The 15135-nt window shown below is 64.6% G+C and carries 15 protein-coding genes; 10 read left to right on the top strand and 5 right to left on the bottom strand.

Annotation, left to right across the window (positions count from 1 at the left end):
• Positions 1 to 22: 22 nt before the first annotated feature.
• Together ABEI27_RS06880 and ABEI27_RS06875 are read left to right on the top strand one after the other, a co-directional pair.
• A complete protein-coding gene (locus ABEI27_RS06880) occupies positions 23 to 322 on the top strand; it encodes a HalOD1 output domain-containing protein (RefSeq protein ID WP_375798668.1) in 300 nt (99 codons plus the stop codon).
• A 236-nt stretch (positions 323 to 558) separates the two neighbouring features.
• A complete protein-coding gene (locus ABEI27_RS06875; protein ID WP_375798667.1) occupies positions 559 to 1635 on the top strand; it encodes a CobW family GTP-binding protein in 1077 nt (358 codons plus the stop codon).
• On the opposite strand, the gene ABEI27_RS06870 is transcribed toward ABEI27_RS06875, so the two are convergent.
• Together ABEI27_RS06870 and ABEI27_RS06865 are read right to left on the bottom strand one after the other, a co-directional pair.
• Complete coding sequence (locus tag ABEI27_RS06870; RefSeq protein ID WP_375798666.1) at positions 1632 to 1787, bottom strand: hypothetical protein; 156 nt, start codon at positions 1785 to 1787, stop codon at positions 1632 to 1634. The genes ABEI27_RS06875 and ABEI27_RS06870 overlap by 4 nt on opposite strands.
• Before the next feature lie 67 nt (positions 1788 to 1854).
• Positions 1855 to 3033, bottom strand: a complete 1179-nt coding sequence (locus tag ABEI27_RS06865; RefSeq protein ID WP_375798694.1) for a glutathione-independent formaldehyde dehydrogenase — start codon at positions 3031 to 3033, stop codon at positions 1855 to 1857.
• Positions 3034 to 3205: 172 nt separating this feature from the next.
• On the opposite strand from ABEI27_RS06865, the gene ABEI27_RS06860 reads away from it, so the two are divergent.
• Positions 3206 to 3730, top strand: coding sequence for a DUF367 family protein (locus ABEI27_RS06860; RefSeq protein WP_375798693.1), 525 nt, complete (start codon positions 3206 to 3208; stop codon positions 3728 to 3730).
• A gap of 8 nt (positions 3731 to 3738) precedes the next feature.
• Here the strand turns inward: ABEI27_RS06860 and ABEI27_RS06855 are convergent, their stop codons facing one another.
• Positions 3739 to 4128 carry a DUF5518 domain-containing protein gene (locus ABEI27_RS06855; protein WP_375798665.1) on the bottom strand — a complete coding sequence of 130 codons (390 nt, stop codon included), beginning with the start codon at positions 4126 to 4128 and terminating at the stop codon, positions 3739 to 3741.
• Positions 4129 to 4349: 221 nt separating this feature from the next.
• On the opposite strand from ABEI27_RS06855, the gene ABEI27_RS06850 reads away from it, so the two are divergent.
• Positions 4350 to 5324 carry an NOG1 family protein gene (locus tag ABEI27_RS06850; RefSeq protein WP_375798664.1) on the top strand — a complete coding sequence of 325 codons (975 nt, stop codon included), beginning with the start codon at positions 4350 to 4352 and terminating at the stop codon, positions 5322 to 5324.
• A 277-nt stretch (positions 5325 to 5601) separates the two neighbouring features.
• Here ABEI27_RS06850 and ABEI27_RS06845 read toward each other — a convergent pair whose 3' ends face one another.
• Positions 5602 to 6930: a TIGR00341 family protein gene (locus ABEI27_RS06845; RefSeq protein WP_375798663.1), complete on the bottom strand. Its 1329-nt coding sequence runs from the start codon at positions 6928 to 6930 to the stop codon at positions 5602 to 5604.
• A 257-nt stretch (positions 6931 to 7187) separates the two neighbouring features.
• Between ABEI27_RS06845 and ABEI27_RS06840 the strand changes: the two genes are divergently transcribed.
• The 3 genes from ABEI27_RS06840 to ABEI27_RS06830 all read left to right on the top strand — a co-directional run bounded on the left by ABEI27_RS06840 (position 7188) and on the right by ABEI27_RS06830 (position 10374).
• On the top strand, positions 7188 to 7871 hold the full coding sequence (locus tag ABEI27_RS06840; protein ID WP_375798662.1) for a rhomboid family intramembrane serine protease: 684 nt from the start codon (positions 7188 to 7190) through the stop codon (positions 7869 to 7871).
• A 106-nt stretch (positions 7872 to 7977) separates the two neighbouring features.
• Complete coding sequence (locus ABEI27_RS06835) at positions 7978 to 10035, top strand: ATP-binding protein (RefSeq protein WP_375798661.1); 2058 nt, start codon at positions 7978 to 7980, stop codon at positions 10033 to 10035.
• A gap of 105 nt (positions 10036 to 10140) precedes the next feature.
• Positions 10141 to 10374, top strand: a complete 234-nt coding sequence (locus ABEI27_RS06830; RefSeq protein WP_375798660.1) for a hypothetical protein — start codon at positions 10141 to 10143, stop codon at positions 10372 to 10374.
• 57 nt (positions 10375 to 10431) lie between these two features.
• Here the strand turns inward: ABEI27_RS06830 and ABEI27_RS06825 are convergent, their stop codons facing one another.
• Positions 10432 to 11769 (bottom strand): ribonuclease catalytic domain-containing protein, encoded by a 1338-nt coding sequence (locus ABEI27_RS06825; protein ID WP_375798659.1) that lies wholly within the window; start codon positions 11767 to 11769, stop codon positions 10432 to 10434.
• Positions 11770 to 11885: 116 nt separating this feature from the next.
• Here ABEI27_RS06825 and ABEI27_RS06820 point away from each other — a divergent pair, with 116 nt between their 5' ends.
• The 3 genes from ABEI27_RS06820 (at position 11886) to ABEI27_RS06810 (ending at position 15129) form a co-directional block, all read left to right on the top strand.
• A complete protein-coding gene (locus ABEI27_RS06820; RefSeq protein ID WP_375798658.1) occupies positions 11886 to 12623 on the top strand; it encodes an AzlC family ABC transporter permease in 738 nt (245 codons plus the stop codon).
• A complete protein-coding gene (locus tag ABEI27_RS06815) occupies positions 12623 to 12958 on the top strand; it encodes an AzlD domain-containing protein (protein WP_375798657.1) in 336 nt (111 codons plus the stop codon). The genes ABEI27_RS06820 and ABEI27_RS06815 overlap by 1 nt, the downstream gene beginning before the upstream one ends.
• Before the next feature lie 209 nt (positions 12959 to 13167).
• Positions 13168 to 15129, top strand: a complete 1962-nt coding sequence (locus ABEI27_RS06810) for an AMP-dependent synthetase/ligase (protein WP_375798656.1) — start codon at positions 13168 to 13170, stop codon at positions 15127 to 15129.
• Positions 15130 to 15135 lie beyond the last annotated feature (6 nt).

The following is a 15135-nucleotide window of genomic DNA, read 5'->3' as shown; positions in this document are numbered from 1 at the left end:
GCTTCGCAACGAACGGACTCGTATGACGAATCAGACGGGAGATCCGGGTCCGGAGGGACTCAGCGAGTGGCGGCGAGTAGGCTATCACGACTTCGACGGACCGGACGAACTCGATGCGACCCTCGCCGCAGCGCTCGTCGACAGCGAGGGATCGTGGGACGAATCGCCCCTGTACGACGCCGTCGAGACGGAACCGGCCGAACGGTTTCTCGCATCGGTAAATGACGACGACGCGAGCGTAATCTTCTCCGTGGCGGACCGAACCGTTCGCGTCTCGGCTGACGGAACGGTCGAAGTCAGAAGTATGGGTTCTGAATCCTGAGGTCGACAACTGGTCGGGCGGTAAGAGTGGCACATAGTCGGTCGAATGTATGGCCCGTGACCGGCAGATAATTGCGGCCTGCGGTGCTCTGCCGTCGTTGTCTCGCCGTCCACGCGTCGGCTACGAGCAGAGTGACCGTCCTGGATCCGTTCCTTCGGCTTCGGACGGTCGCAGTCGCGTCCGGACGGCATCCCTGCCGCCGGGAACGTTTTATCTCCCGATTCGCTACCGTGCATATGAGTTCTGACAGTACACCGGTGACAGTGGTAAGCGGATACCTCGGTGCCGGCAAAACGACGCTCGTGAATCACGTCCTCGCGAATCAGCAAGGGTACGAAGTCGGCGTCATTGTCAACGATATGGGCGACGTCAACGTCGACGCCGAACTCGTCGCCGACCGCAACGAGGAGTCCGGCGTCATCGACCTCTCGAACGGGTGCATCTGCTGCCGACTGCAGGACGACCTCCTCACGGAGGCACACGACCTCGTCACAGAGCGCGACGTCGATTACCTGCTCGTGGAATCCTCGGGCATCAGCGAACCCATCCCGGTCGCGCAGGTGTTCACTGAGGGGACCGACGAGAGCGACGTCGATCCAACGGAGCAGTTCCGTCTCGACACGATGGTGACGGTCCTCGACACCTACGGCTTCTGGAAGGAGTTCGACGCCGGGACGTCGCTTCCCGACAGCGCCCGCGCCGACGACGAACGACCGCTGAGCGAGGTGCTCGTCGAGAGCATCGAGTTCTGCGACGTGTTGTTGCTCAACAAGTGCGATATGGTCCCAGAGGACGCTCTCGACGACATCGAGGCCGTCGTCACCGAACTTCAACCGCGCGCGGAGTTCCTCCGGACGACGTATTCCGAGATCGATCCGGGCCGCATTCTCGACACCGGACGGTTCGACTTCGCCGCAGTGTCGGGCTCACAGGGCTGGAAACGCCATCTCGCGGACGAGCACGATCACTCGGCCGCCGAGCACCACGGAGTGTCCTCGTTCGTCTACCGCTCGACGCGGCCGTTCGATCCTGCGGGGTTCGCCGCGTGGCTCGAAGATCCCGATCCGTCGGTCATCCGTGCCAAGGGGTTCTGTCGCGTTGCGGGCCTCGATGACGTCCTCGGCGTCAGTCAGGCCGGCGAGGCAGTGCAAGCAGGCCCGATCGGATCCTGGGACGAGGACGACGAACGGCAGACGCGGCTGGTGTTCATCGGTCAAGACGTCCCGGAGTCGCGCTTTCGAGACGAACTCGACGCGCTACTCGTCGAGGCGGATCCGGACTCACCACCGTCGTCGGATCCGTTTCCCCTCTAGATGCCGAGTTCATCGCGGAGGTCGTCCCACGAGTCCTGAAACCCGTGTGTGGACTCCGTAGTGGGCCCCTCGAACGTCGACTGGTAGAGTTCGTCATACTCGAGTAGTTGGCCCCAGCCGTCGTCGAAGACGACGCTGCAGTACATACACATACGACAGAGTCCGGTATCCATCGTCTTACCAGTTCCCCCGTCGGAAAAAATGAGACCGTGTCGAGCGCTACGGCTCGAGGATGACTTTGGTGAAGCCCTCTTCCCGGTTGTCGAACCGATCGTACATCTCCGCCGCCTCGTCGAGTCCCACTCGATGGGAGACGACGAAACTCGGCTCCGCGCGGCCCGAGATGATGAGATCACGGAGGTAGCGGTTGTAGGACTTCACGTCGCACTGACCGGTCGCGAGTCCCTGACCCTTCTCGAAGAGCTTCCCGAAGTCGATGCCGAGGCGGCCCTGCGCCTCCATCTCACTGATCGTCTCGGGTGCGCCCGGATCCTCGGGCACGTACAGTCCGATGATCCCAAGGCGTCCTTTCGGCTCGACGACACGGATGAGTTGGTTGATGAGGACGCCCGGATTCTCCTTGGTAGGGTCGTAGGGCTCGTCGCTGTCCCGGACCGACTCCGGTTCGACTGACTGGTAGCCGACGGCATCGACCCCTTTGTTGACCATCCCCCCGTGCTCGTCGATGATCTGCTCGACGGGGTTACCGTCCTCGAAGTTGATCGCGGTGGCGTCGCAGTGCTCCTCAGCCAGTTCGAGGCGACTGGGGACGCGATCGACGACGTAGATCTCGGACGCGCCCTTGATTTTCGCGCTGTATGCGGACATCAGACCGACCGGACCCGCGCCGAAGATGGCGACGGACTCACCGGGTTGGAGGTCCGCGAGTTCGGTGCCGTGCCAGCCGGTGGGGAAGATGTCTGCCAGCAGCGCGAAGTCGTCCTCGTGTCCCTCGTCGGGGAGTTTCAGCGCGTTGAAATCCGCGAACGGAACGCGCATTCGCTCGGCCTGTCCGCCCTGATAGGGACCCATTCCGACATAGCCGTAGGCGCCGCCAGCGGGGACGCTCCCCTCCTGATTGACGTTCAGACAGAAGCCGGTCTTTCCTTCCTCGCAGTTCTTACAGTGCCCACAGGCAACGTTGAACGGGACCGAGATCCGGTCTCCGACCTCCAGTGACGAAACCCCTTCGCCTACCTCGTCGACGACGCCCATCGCCTCGTGACCGAATACGATCCCCGGTTCTGCCGCGGTCCGCCCCTCGTACATATGCAGATCCGACCCGCAGATACACGTCGACGTGACATCGATGACGACGTCGGTCGGATTCTGTATTTCCACATCGTCCACTTCTTCGACAGCAACCTCGTGTGGGCCGTTGTACACGACCCCTTGGATGGACATTAGAGTTTACCTCCGAATAAACACTAGTGATTAATCAACATAAACACAGTGGGTAGAACCGCATACTGTGTGCGGCTCTCACCTATGACGAAGGCTTTTCGCTTCCCCGACGACTATCGAGACTGTGACCTCCGAGTCCGACGCGGACGAGTCGCCCGACACCAGTGTGTCGACGGCCGGATGGGACGGTTCGCTCCACGTCCGCTACGAGGGCGACGACGACCCCGAGAAGTGCACGGCGCGGAAGTTGGCCCGTTTCGACTTCGTGGAGTTACACCGTTCGGATCGCGACACGCCTTACGGCGTCGTCCTCAACCCTCACGCAGAGCGTGCGCTTTCGCCGGCTGACGCCGATACCGGTACGCTCGTCGCGCTCGATTGCTCCTGGGAGTCGGCCGGCGAGGCCCGATTCTCTCTGCCCGGCGAGCACCGCGCGCTCCCGTATCTCGTCGCCGCGAACCCGGTCAACTTCGGTCGCCCGATGCAACTGACGACCGTTGAGGCGCTCGCGGCCGGGCTCTCGATCTTCGGTCGTCGTGACCGCGCGGAGGGGCTGCTCTCGAAGTTCACCTGGGGACACACCTTCCTGGAACTCAACGACGAACCGCTCCGGCGATACGCCGAGTGCGCTGACTCCGACGCAGTCGTCGCCATCCAGCAAGAGTATCTCGACCGCGGCGAAGACGACTGAACCCGAGCCTACTCGCCGACGAGTCCACCAATCGCACCGCCGATGGCGCTGTCGATAGCGAAGAATACAGTCGCGACGATTCCGAGGAGGAACGCTCCCGCTCCGCCGAGGAATCCGCCGAGCGACCCACCGAGCGGGCCGCCGCTGAGTCCGATTGCACCGCCGATGATCAGGCCGACCAGCCCGATCACAATCGAGACGAGGACTCCCGAGATCGACCCGGCGACCAGGCCGTTCCACGTTCCCTTTGCGATCCCCCCGCCGGCGAGGAACCCGGCTGCGGCACCGCCGAGGAGTCCGGCCGTGAGTTGTCCGAGCGGCGCGATGGTGAGTCCGATGACCGATCCGATGACTATCACTGCGAATCCGATCCCCACCGCGCGCCAGTCAGTTTCCATACCGCGACCGACGCGCCGCGGGACTAAAACGATCCGGGCCATTCCCGCGACGGATGGCGATTTCACCTCTGCAGATCGCACGTGTTACAGTAGCGCTTGCAACTGATTGTATATCCGCTCACACGCAGTCGTGCGATCGAGTGAACGAAGACTTGCAGACGCTACTACGTGTGATATCCGAACGAACGCGCTTTTACCGCTTGGCCGAGTAGGAGCAGCCAATGATTTTTGAGTCTCTTCCGACGACGCCCCGGTCGGAGGAACTTCTCGACAAAGCGTTTTCGCGAGCGGCGCGTGCGGGGCGAGCGAAATCCGGCCTGGAGGCCCAACAGTCGATGCTCCAGACCGCCTCCTCGATTCTCTCGGACAACCTGGAGAACGTCGTCACGCGGTGGCCCGACTTCGGAACGGTCGATCCGTTCTACTACGAACTCGCAGATGCGATCGTCGACGTCGACGAACTCAGACAGAGCCTCTCGGAGGTGACGTGGGCGAGCCGACAGATCGGCGAACTCCGTCGGGAGTATCAGCCGAAACTCCGCAAAACGGAGCCCACGACCGCCCGAAAGCACCGCAAGCAGGCGTTCGCCCGGATGGCCGACGTCGTCGAGGAGGTCGCAGACGACCTCATACGCATCGGCGAGGCTCGCGACGCGCTGAGGACGCTGCCAGATATCCGTCCGGGCGAACCCGCTATCGTCGTCGCCGGGTATCCCAACGTCGGCAAGTCGTCGTTCGTCAACGGCGTTACCCGCGCGGACAACGAGACCGCTCACTATCCGTTCACGACCCGCGGCGTCCACGTCGGGCACTTCGAGCGCGATCGGATCCGCTATCAGATCATCGACACGCCGGGGCTGTTGGACCGCCCCGAAGACGAACGAAACGACATCGAGCGGCAGGCTGTGAGTGCGATCGAACACCTCGCCGACGCAGTGGTGTTCGTCCTCGACGCCAGCGAGGCGTGCGGCTACCCGCTCGAATCGCAGTTGGAACTCCGCGACGCGGTGGCCGAGCGTTTCCGTGAGCGCGACGTGCCAGTCCTCACCGTCAACAACAAAAGCGACCGCTCTCGCGACGTCGACGCCGAGTACCAGATGAGCGTCGAGAAAGGCGACGGCGTTGACGCGGTTCTCGATGCGGCTGTGGACGCTGTGGCGTGGGAGCCCGACATTCCGCCGTCGCGGCAGGAGTAGCGGTCCGATCCGCGAGACCCTTCGGGGCCCACCCGCCTGTGCGACAGTGTACGTAACGTCGACGCGCGCCGTGACGGTCACCGGATCGGCCTCGAATCGTGTCCCCGACCCGGTTCCGTCGGCGGCCGACTCGCGCACCGCATAGATCGGCCCGGAACTCCCGATTGCGGCCGATTGAACGCCGCTCACCGAGAATCCGGCAGCGGGCTATCGCGCGCTCCAGCGCCTGCGATCGGAGTTCCGCGCGGACGGGACCGGCTGCGCTTTCGTGCGTCCGCTACCCCTCGGTTGCAGTCGCTCGGTCGACGCCCACGTAGCGGATCTCAACGCGGATCGATTCGTCACCGAACGGCCACAGGGGGTTGGGACCCAGCGCAGTGATGCGATCACGTATGGAGTTCGCAACGGGCGGCGGTTCCGTCGACGGCGGATGCCCGACCGTCACGACGATCCGCTGCGGCGTCTGTAGCGGGAACCCCTCGTAGGTCACGTCTAAATCGAGAAGGGTTGCCTCCGGCGGCAACTCCGCTTCGATCGCCGCGGTGGCCCCGCGCTCGAACTCCGACGTCCGGTAGGAACTGTACGTGAACGCACCGAGCAGTCCCGTCAGGACGAGCAGCACCGCTGCCAGAGCTGCGATCCGCTTGAGAGTCGTCGCCCGGGCCTCTTCCTCGCGGAACCACAGTTTCGGCCGGTAGCCCATCCGCCAGAGCACGACGAGCGCGACCAGATTGATCGCGAGGATGTTAACGAGCACGAGGACCGCCGAGCCCACAATCGTCTGTGGCTCTCCCCAGGCGATCCCGATGCCCACGACTGCCGTCGGGGGCACGAGCGCCGCCGCGATCATCACGCCGACGAGCGCCGAGGAGACGCCCGATGCGACCGAGACGGCCCCTGCAGCGCCGGCTCCGAGGGCGATCACGAGCGAGAGCACGCCCGGCGCGAGGCGCTCGCGGACCTCCCCGATCGCGAACACCTCTTCGGCGGTGAGCGGCACGATGTTCGTCACCCGCAACAAAAGGGCGAAGAACGCCGCTGCTCCGATCGCTAGCGCGCCACCGAGCGCTTGCAGTTTGACCCCTCGGAGCGCCAGTTCCCGGTCGTTGACGACGGTCCCGACGCTCGCGGCCATCGCGGGCCCGATCAGCGGTGCGATCACCATCGATCCGACGACGATCGCCGGTGAATCTAAGAGGAGTCCTGCGGTTGCGACGATGGCGCTCACCGCAGTCATCAGCACATAGGGACGGATCGTCGGCGCCATCTCGTCGGCACGGGCGACGAGTTCCTCGCGGGCGATTCGACTGCCGTTGCTGCCCTCTTCGTCGTCGGATTTATACCGCTCCTTCAACGCCTCGAAGCGGTCGGAGACGACCGTCTCAGCCTGTACGATCACCGTGTACGCGTCCCGCTCGATCCCGACGCCGCGGAGTTGCTCGAGAACCGGCTCGACGGCGGACGTCGGGAGGGGAAACGTGACCACGGCGGTATAATCGCGGCCGCTGGTCTCGTCGGAGACGGCGTAATCGACGCCTTCGTCGTCGAGCACGTCCAGCACGGCCTCCCGCTTCCCAGTCGGGATCATCACCTGAACGAGTCGCACGTCCGACGCTCACGCCGGTGTGACAAGAATCCGGCGGGTCCAGCGGTGGACCCGCTCGGTCGTAGCGTGGCGAACAGCCGGCAGGACCGCTTCCACGCCGCTGTGCCGGACAACCGCTGTGCGACGTGGAACACCTCTCAGCGCACGCCGTTGCTGGCCGCGTCTTCGCATATAACCCATCGGTCCCTCGATCAATCGACGTCGCGCGCTGCACGCCGCCCAAGCACTCATACTCACGCGGTACCCACGCACGTGTGATGCGGCGCGTCTCGGTCCCGAACCTCCTCACACCCTTCGAGAACGGCCTGCGACCGGTCTTCGTCGATCACCGGTCGTTATCGGCACCCGTCACCGACCTGCTTGTCGTGATCGTCTGTGCAGTCTACGCGATCCAAGCGTTCCAGACCGCGCTGTGGGGGGCGCCGTCGGTCTTCGTGACGACCAATTACGTGTACCTCCGCGCGCCGTGGCTCGCGTGGCCGCTGTCGCCACTTCTCCACGGCGGCCTCGTTCACGTGGTCCCGAACGTCGTGACGCTCTTCGCTTTCGGTCGAATCGCGGAAGCAACGCTTCCAGAACGTCGTTACGTGTCGATGGCGTTCGTCGCCGCGGTGATGTCGATCGCCGCACTCACCGGGTGGGGCCTCGCCTTCGGTTCGGGTCCGCAGGCCGTCTACGGGATCAGCGGCGTCGTGTTCGCCATCGGCGGCTTCGCCGTCACGTACTACCCGCGCCACCGACGCGCGACCGACCTCGAACTCCTCGCCACCCTCTTCGGGGCGTGCGCACTCGCGCTCGTCGCCACCGAATCGGTGGCCGCGTTAGTGTTGGCCTCGCCCGCGATGGCTAACGTTGGTCACACCGCAGGCCTCCTCGTCGGCGTTGCGATGGGACTGTGGACCCCCCTCCGGCAGGACGACCGACGCCAAATCGATCGCTGATCCGTCCGTTGTCGAGACTGTACACACTACGTCCCCCGACCCAGTCGGAGAAACCGCACGAACTAATCAATAGTTTCAATCCGGTCCAAGCATTTCGTGTTGGGTAGTGAAGCTCAAGCGTGCATTCTTATTCTCGCTGGTACTCGTCACTGCTGTCCTCTTGGGCGCAGTCGTGCTCGAGCATCAGGCGAAGAAAACCACGCTGTACGCCCAAGAGCGAACCGAGGTCACGCGGTCGGCTGAATACATCGACCGCTCGCTGGAACGAGACCTCGAATCGCTGAAACAGACGGTGTCGGTCGCGGCGACTAATCCCGACCTCACCCGTCACGGCAGCGACGCCCAGCACCGCGCGCTCGTGACGCTTCTGAATCGTTCGACGTTCGCCGGTGCCTCCGTCGTTGCCGCCGACGGTACGGTGACAAGCGCCGTCTCGGACACCTCCCCAGAGACGAGGCGCGAACCGATCGGCGCCGACTTCAGCGACCGTGAATACATCCAGCGAGCGCTCGCGGGTGAGACGTACGTCAGCGATCCGGTGCGGACGGACTCGGAGTCCGACATCGTCACCGTCAGCACGCCTATCCACCGCGACGGTCGCGTGGTGGGAACGCTCAACGCGGCGTTTCGTCTCGACGACGACCTCCTCGTATCGTTCGCCGACACCCTCGACGGGGGACAGCAGTTGACAGTCTACTCACGCGACGGCGAGGTGATCCACGCGTCCGACGACGCGTCTCCGCAGGACGTCGGTCACAACACGACGATCCTACAGACGGGGTGGACCGTCAGCGTCACTCAGAGCCGTGCCGCGGTAGAGTCTCCAATACGAGCGGTGACCGCGTTTCAGATCGGCTCGCTTCTCGTCGTTCTCGGGGCGCTATCGGGGCTCGGCCTCTGGGTCTCCCGACGGAACAACGAGCAATTCGATCGACTCCTGGCGGGATTCCGCGCGCTCGAATCAGGACGGTACGGAATCGAGATCACCCTCGACGACGCGGCGGAGTGGCAGCAGATCGAAGACGGATTCAACCGACTTAGCCGAACCATCGACGCGTCCCGTGCGGAGCGCCGGGCGCGGGAACGCGCAATCGAACGCGAGCGCGACCGCTTCGAGGCGTTGTTCGAGGGCGTTCCCGAACCCGTGGTCAGCGTCGAACTCACCGGCGATGGCGCGATCCTGCGAGACGTCAACCAGGCGTTCGAGCAGACCTTCGGATACGACGCGGAGACCGCACTCGGGCGCGACGTCAACGCACTGATCGTTCCCGATGACGAAGAACTCGCCGTGTCGGCCGCTGCAATCGACGACGAGGCCGCAGACGGCGAACAGGTCACACGGGAGGTCAAGCGTGAGGCTCGCGACGGCATCCGCGACTTCCTGTTCCGCTCGGCGCCGATCAACGCCGCCGACGACGCCTCGCGGCAGTTCGGCGTCTACATCGACATCACCGACCGCAACGAGTACGAAAACCGCCTCAGAGAGCAGCGGGACAATCTCGACCTCCTGAATCAGGTCGTCCGCCACGACATCCGCAACGACCTCCAGTTAGTGACCGCGTACGCTGACTTCCTCGCCGACGGGTACGACGACGAACCGGAGGCGAGCATCGAACGGACGTACGTCGAAACGATTCGTGAGAGCGCCGCTCACGCGGTCGAACTGACCGAAACCGCGCGCAGTCTCGCCGACGTGATGCTCGCCGAGGCGGACGACCAGCGGCCGATGTCGCTCCAGCACGCAATCGAGGCGGAAGTCGACAAAATCGACGCGGAGACCGGCGACGCCGTCGTCACGGCCGACCGTCCGATTCCGGCGGTGTCGGTGACGGCCAACGACCTCCTGGGGTCGGTGTTCCGAAACCTCCTCTCGAACGCCGTCCAGCACAACGACAAGGACATCTCGGAAGTGCGCCTCTCGACCTCGCTCGTCGGCGACGGCGACGCCGTCCGGGTACGTGTCGCCGATAACGGTCCCGGAATTCCCGACACCCGGAAGGACGATATCTTCGGCAAGGGTGAGAAGGGACTCGAAAGCAACGGAACCGGACTCGGCCTGTATCTCGTCCGGACGCTCGTCGACCTCTATGAGGGCGACGTCTGGGTCGAAGACGGCAACCCCCGGGGCGCGGTCTTCGTTGTCGAACTTCCGGTCGCCGACTGAGTGTCCCAAGTCGCCGCACAATCGGTCAGTCCTGCCGGCCGATCCCGGGACGCTGGCCCCTCACGAGGAGTAGAATTATGATGGACCGTTTCATCCGTAGAACTGATGGAAGACGAAGAGTACGACGAACTCACCACGTCGCTGACGCCGCACGAATCGGCCGGCGGGGTGACGACGTACCGGAACACAGTGGCGATCGCCTGTCCCGCGTGTGGTGACCCCTTCGACGACCTAGTCATCTGCGAGGACGAGTACAACAGCCTCGAACTCAGTATGCTCTTGGACCTCTGCGTAACCACTCACCAGAGCGAGGTCCTTCTGTTTACACACAAACACTGACGCTGCAGGTGAGCGTCGCTGTGCCGGGACCGACGCGGCCGCGCTAGCGTCGGCGTCTCACTCCGACCGCTGGTCGATCGCTTCCGGTGGGAGCCCCTCTTCGTTGACCACTACACCGTCCTCGTCGACGGTGTGGATCCCGCGGTTGTTGACCGCGTGGGGGTCGAGCCCGACCTCCTCGAGGAACTGTTTGTAGAGCCGCTCAGCCGTCTCGCCGTCCTTCTGGCGCTCGGACGCCCGGTCACACAGTTCCACGAGATCCTCCGGCACGTCGTTCTCGTGGACGATCCAGTGGTTGATGAGGTCCGACAGCCGTCGGATTGGCGAGGTGAAGTGCCCGTAGATGTCGAAGTTGAGCGCGTAGTGCCCGCCGAAGGGGTCGTTCATATACTTCGCACGGGGCATCACCTTCAATACCGCTCGTTGGATCTTGTTGAGCGCCCGCGAGTCGGAGTTCTCTAGAGCGTCGTTGACGGCCTTCCGCGGGTCGTCCCACGAGGCACCGGACATATTGACGCCGTTGAGGTCGTTGATCTCCCGGAGTGCATCGTCCCACTGATCGGGCGTCGGTTGCGGGTGGACGCGGTACATCGCCTCGACGCCGCGGTTCCACATCAGTTCGTGCGTCACGGCCTTGTTGGCCTTTAACATACACTCCTCGATGATCGTGTGTGCCCGGTCGCGACTCGGATTCAACACCAACGAACCGTCCTCTTTGCGCTGCTCGTGGAGTTGGTCTGCGAGTTCGTAGACCAGCACGTTCTCCTCGTGCAGCGGCGCGTCGGGGTCGTCGAGGCGGTTTTCACACTGGGTGTAAGTCAGGCGCTCGTCCGAGTGGATGACCGACTTGTAGATATCGACTGACTCGAACGACAGCGTCTCCTTGTCGATCTCCATCTCGACGGTGTGTGCCAGTCGGTCCTCCTGCGGCACGAGTGAACAGACCGTCTCCGCGAGCACTGGCGGCAGCATGTGGATCGTGTACCCGGGAAGATAGACGGTGTTGCCTCGCTCTATGGCCTCCGCCCACATCTCGGAGTCGGGGTGGACGTAGTGGGTCACGTCGGCGATGTGGACCCACAGCGTGTACGTCTCCTCGTCCTCGTCGATGCTGAGCGCGTCGTCGAAGTCCTGCGCATCGATCGGGTCGGTCGTCCACGTCGTGAGGTCCCGCAGGTCCGCTCGGTGTTCGAGTTCTTCCTCGATCTCGTCTTGGATGCCCTCCGTTCGCGAACGGGCCTCTGAGAGCACCGCCGACGGGAACCCGTCTTTGATCTCGAACTCCTCGAAGAGGTCCTCGCGTTTCTCGGCCATCTGTCGGGCGACCTCGATAGAGACTTCAACCGGTCCCTGCCCCTCAGCGGTCCCGGCTTGTGACTGCGCGTCGTTTGACATACCCATTGATACTTGGGTGAAGTAGTTAGTGGTGTCGCACGGCCCGTTCGCTCGCTGACCGGCAGACTCCGGGCCCGAAACGGTAGCGGTTTAATCGACCCGTTCGAGATCCGATCGTGTCCCGCGTCCCGATCCCTCCGGAAGTCATTCGCGGCCTCCGCGACGCTGCTCCCGTTCTGCTCGGAGTCGCGCCGTTCGGACTCGTCGCGGGGGCCGCCGCAGTCGACGCCGGCCTGACGCCCGCACAGGCAATCGGCCTCTCTGTTGTCGTCTTCGCGGGAGCGTCACAGTTGGCCGCGATCGACCTGTTCGGCAGCAACGCCGAACTCCTGGTGATTGTGCTCACCGGCGTCGTGATCAACCTTCGAATGCTGATGTACTCCGCGTCGATTGCGCCGCGGTTCCGCGCCCTACGCTCGTGGTGGAAATCGCTCTGCGCGTACGTCCTCACGGATCAGGCCTACGCGCTCTCGATTGCGCGTTACGCCGACGAGGAACTGAACCCGGCCGAACGGCGCAACTACTATCTCGCGGTCGGGGTGTCGCTGTGGGTCGTCTGGCAGAGCTGTACGATCCTGGGCATCGTCGCCGGCGCTCGTATTCCCGACGCGTGGGGGCTCGAATTCGCCGTGCCACTCGTCTTCCTGAGCCTGCTCGTCCCGGCAGTTTCGTCGCTGCCGACGTTCGTCGCCGCAGTCGTCGGCGGAACGGTCGCCGTTGCCGGGACGGTCGTCTCGGTCCCGTTCGACCTCGGCATCATCGCCGGCGGGGTCGTAGGCGTCGCTGCCGGCGTCGCTACCGACGCGGCCCTCGGCGGGACGAGATCGACGCCCGAGCCCGGAGGTGAGCACTGATGGTCACCGAATACGGCTCCGTCTCGATCTGGAGTGTCGTCGTCGCGCTCGGCGCGCTCACGTTCTCGATCCGGGCGTCGTTCATCTACCTGTTCGGTCGGATCGAGGAGGTTCCCTCCCGCCTCAGCAACGCGCTGCGCTTCGTCCCGCCGGCGGTGTTCGCCGCGATCGCGGTCCCCGCGTTGGTCGCCCCCGAGGGCACGCTCGCAGTCGTCGGCAACGAGCGACTCGTCGCCGGAGTGATCGCCGCCGCTGTCACCTGGTACGTCGACGACGTCTTCGCGACGATTGCCGTGGGGATGGGGACGCTCTGGATCCTCCGGTTCGGATTCTGATCGTTGCCGCCTGTCCGCTGTCGCCCGTCCTGCCCAACGGTGTTCGCAGACCGTCGCCCCGCGAACCATCGCCCCGTGGGCGGTCGTCCGACGAACCACCGCACTGACGCCGAGTGAATTACAAACATTTCGCCTGCCGTTCAACCGAGACCAACGGGACGCCGCCTGAACTACTACATATTTAATTCCCGGCGGTGCGTCGAACCGTTATGACGTGGCGGGAGGCGGAGGGTGACTTCGAGGATCCGGTCCTCAGCGAGGACACGATAAGTCGGCTGTTCGAGGCCAGCGCCGAACGGAACGCCGCTGACGCCGCACAGCGGTACAAAGGCGGGGTGTACGATCGGTCGCTCGTCGCAAGCGACGTGCTTCCCGCCGCCCCCGACGGGGATTTTGTCGACCTGACGTACACCGAGATGCGGGAGCTGGTCAGGCATCTCGCAGCCGGGTTCCGGTCACTCGGGGTCGGTCCCGGCGACCGCATCGGGATCCTCTCGGACACCCGGATGGAGTGGGCCCAGACCGACTTCGCGCTTCTCGCGGCGGGTGCAGTCACCACAACGGTGTACACCTCCTCCTCGGAGTCGCAGGTTCGGTATCTCCTCTCCGATCCGGGCGCGACGGGCGTCGTCGTCGAGAACGCCGAGTTGCTCTCGCGCGTCCTCGCCGTGGAGGACGACCTCGATCTCTCGTTCGTTGCCGTGATCGACGACCTGCCCGACGGAAGCGGGATGGCCGGCGCGGTTCGCGACCGCGACGACGTCGTCTCGCTCGGTGCCGTCCACGACCGCGGCCGCGAGGCCTTCGACGCCGACGCCTACGACTCTTGGCTGGGCGCTCGCAACCCCGACGACCTCGCTTCGCTCATCTACACCTCGGGCACGACGGGGCAGCCGAAAGGGGTCGAACTCACGCACCGGAACTTCCGCGCGAACGTGAACCAGTGCTACCGGCGGTTCGGTCCCCGCCCGGATCGCCCGAAACCGGCCGTCTCGCCAGCGTCGACGACCCTGTCGTTTCTGCCGCTGGCGCACGTCTTCGAGCGCCTCGCAGGGCACTTTCTGATGTTCGCGGCCGGCGCGACCGTCGCGTACGCCGAGAGCCCAGACACCCTCCGCGAGGACTTCGGACTGGTGCGACCGACGGTCGGTACGAGCGTCCCACGGGTCTATGAGAAACTGTACGACGCCGTCCGGTCGCAGGCTTCCGAGTCGGCGATTTCGCGGCGGCTCTTCGCGTGGGCTGCCGACGTGGGGCAGGCGCACCGGACTGCCGACGACCCCGGCCCCGTTCTCTCGGCGAAGTATCGCCTCGCCGACCGACTGGTCTTTTCACAGGTTCGCGAGGCACTGGGCGGCCGCGTGGAGTTCCTCATCAGCGGCGGCGGCAGTCTCTCGGCGGAACTCTGCGGCCTGTATCACGCGATGGGCCTCCCAATTATGGAGGGATACGGACTCACGGAAACCGCCCCGGTCGTCTCGGTCAACCCGCCAGAAGCGCCGAAGATCGGGACCATCGGCCCGCCGCTCCCGGGCCTCGATATCGACCTCGACCAGGACATTGCCGGTGCCGCCGAAGAAGCGGCTCGTGGCGACGTCGGCGAACTGCTCGTCCGGGGGCCGAACGTGAGCGCGGGCTACTGGAACCGCCCGGACGAGACCGACGCGGCGTTCACCGACGACGGCTGGTTCCGGACGGGTGACATCGTCGAACGGCGCCCGGATGGCTATCTCGCGTTCCGCGAGCGAGCGAAACAACTGCTCGTTCTCTCGACGGGCAAGAACGTCGCGCCGGGACCGATCGAGAGCGCGTTCGCTGCAAGCCCCGTGGTCGAACAGTGCTTCGTCGTCGGCGACGGGCAAAAGTTCGTCTCGGCCCTCCTGGTCCCCGACTTCGAGGGGCTCAGCGAGTGGGCCGATCGAGCGGGCATCGACGTCCCGGACGCGCCCGACGCACTCGTCCGCGACGACCGCGTCCACGACCGGATCCAGCGGGAGGTCGACGAGGTCAACGAGAACTTCGAGTCGTACGAGCAGATCAAACGCTTCCGTCTCGTCGCCGAGGAGTTCTCCGAGGCGAACGACACGATGACGCCGACGATGAAAAAGAAGCGACGCACCATTCTGGAGCGATACGGGGACCAGATCGAGATGCTCTACGAAGACGCCTGAACTGTC

The organism is Halobellus sp., assembly GCF_042218505.1.
GTDB lineage: Archaea > Halobacteriota > Halobacteria > Halobacteriales > Haloferacaceae > Haloquadratum.
This window is presented reverse-complemented; position numbering and strand designations above follow the sequence as displayed.

Bases quoted from the DNA above. Each gene is read 5' to 3' on its own strand.
- ABEI27_RS06880 (WP_375798668.1), top strand. From the start codon at position 23: ATGACGAATCAGACGGGAGATCCGGGTCCGGAGGGACTCAGCGAGTGG.
- ABEI27_RS06875 (WP_375798667.1), top strand. From the start codon at position 559: ATGAGTTCTGACAGTACACCGGTGACAGTGGTAAGCGGATACCTCGGT.
- ABEI27_RS06870 (WP_375798666.1), bottom strand. From the start codon at position 1,787: ATGTGTATGTACTGCAGCGTCGTCTTCGACGACGGCTGGGGCCAACTA.
- ABEI27_RS06855 (WP_375798665.1), bottom strand. From the start codon at position 4,128: ATGGAAACTGACTGGCGCGCGGTGGGGATCGGATTCGCAGTGATAGTC.
- ABEI27_RS06850 (WP_375798664.1), top strand. From the start codon at position 4,350: ATGATTTTTGAGTCTCTTCCGACGACGCCCCGGTCGGAGGAACTTCTC.
- ABEI27_RS06840 (WP_375798662.1), top strand. From the start codon at position 7,188: ATGCGGCGCGTCTCGGTCCCGAACCTCCTCACACCCTTCGAGAACGGC.
- ABEI27_RS06830 (WP_375798660.1), top strand. From the start codon at position 10,141: ATGGAAGACGAAGAGTACGACGAACTCACCACGTCGCTGACGCCGCAC.
- ABEI27_RS06825 (WP_375798659.1), bottom strand. From the start codon at position 11,769: ATGTCAAACGACGCGCAGTCACAAGCCGGGACCGCTGAGGGGCAGGGA.
- ABEI27_RS06815 (WP_375798657.1), top strand. From the start codon at position 12,623: ATGGTCACCGAATACGGCTCCGTCTCGATCTGGAGTGTCGTCGTCGCG.
- ABEI27_RS06810 (WP_375798656.1), top strand. From the start codon at position 13,168: ATGACGTGGCGGGAGGCGGAGGGTGACTTCGAGGATCCGGTCCTCAGC.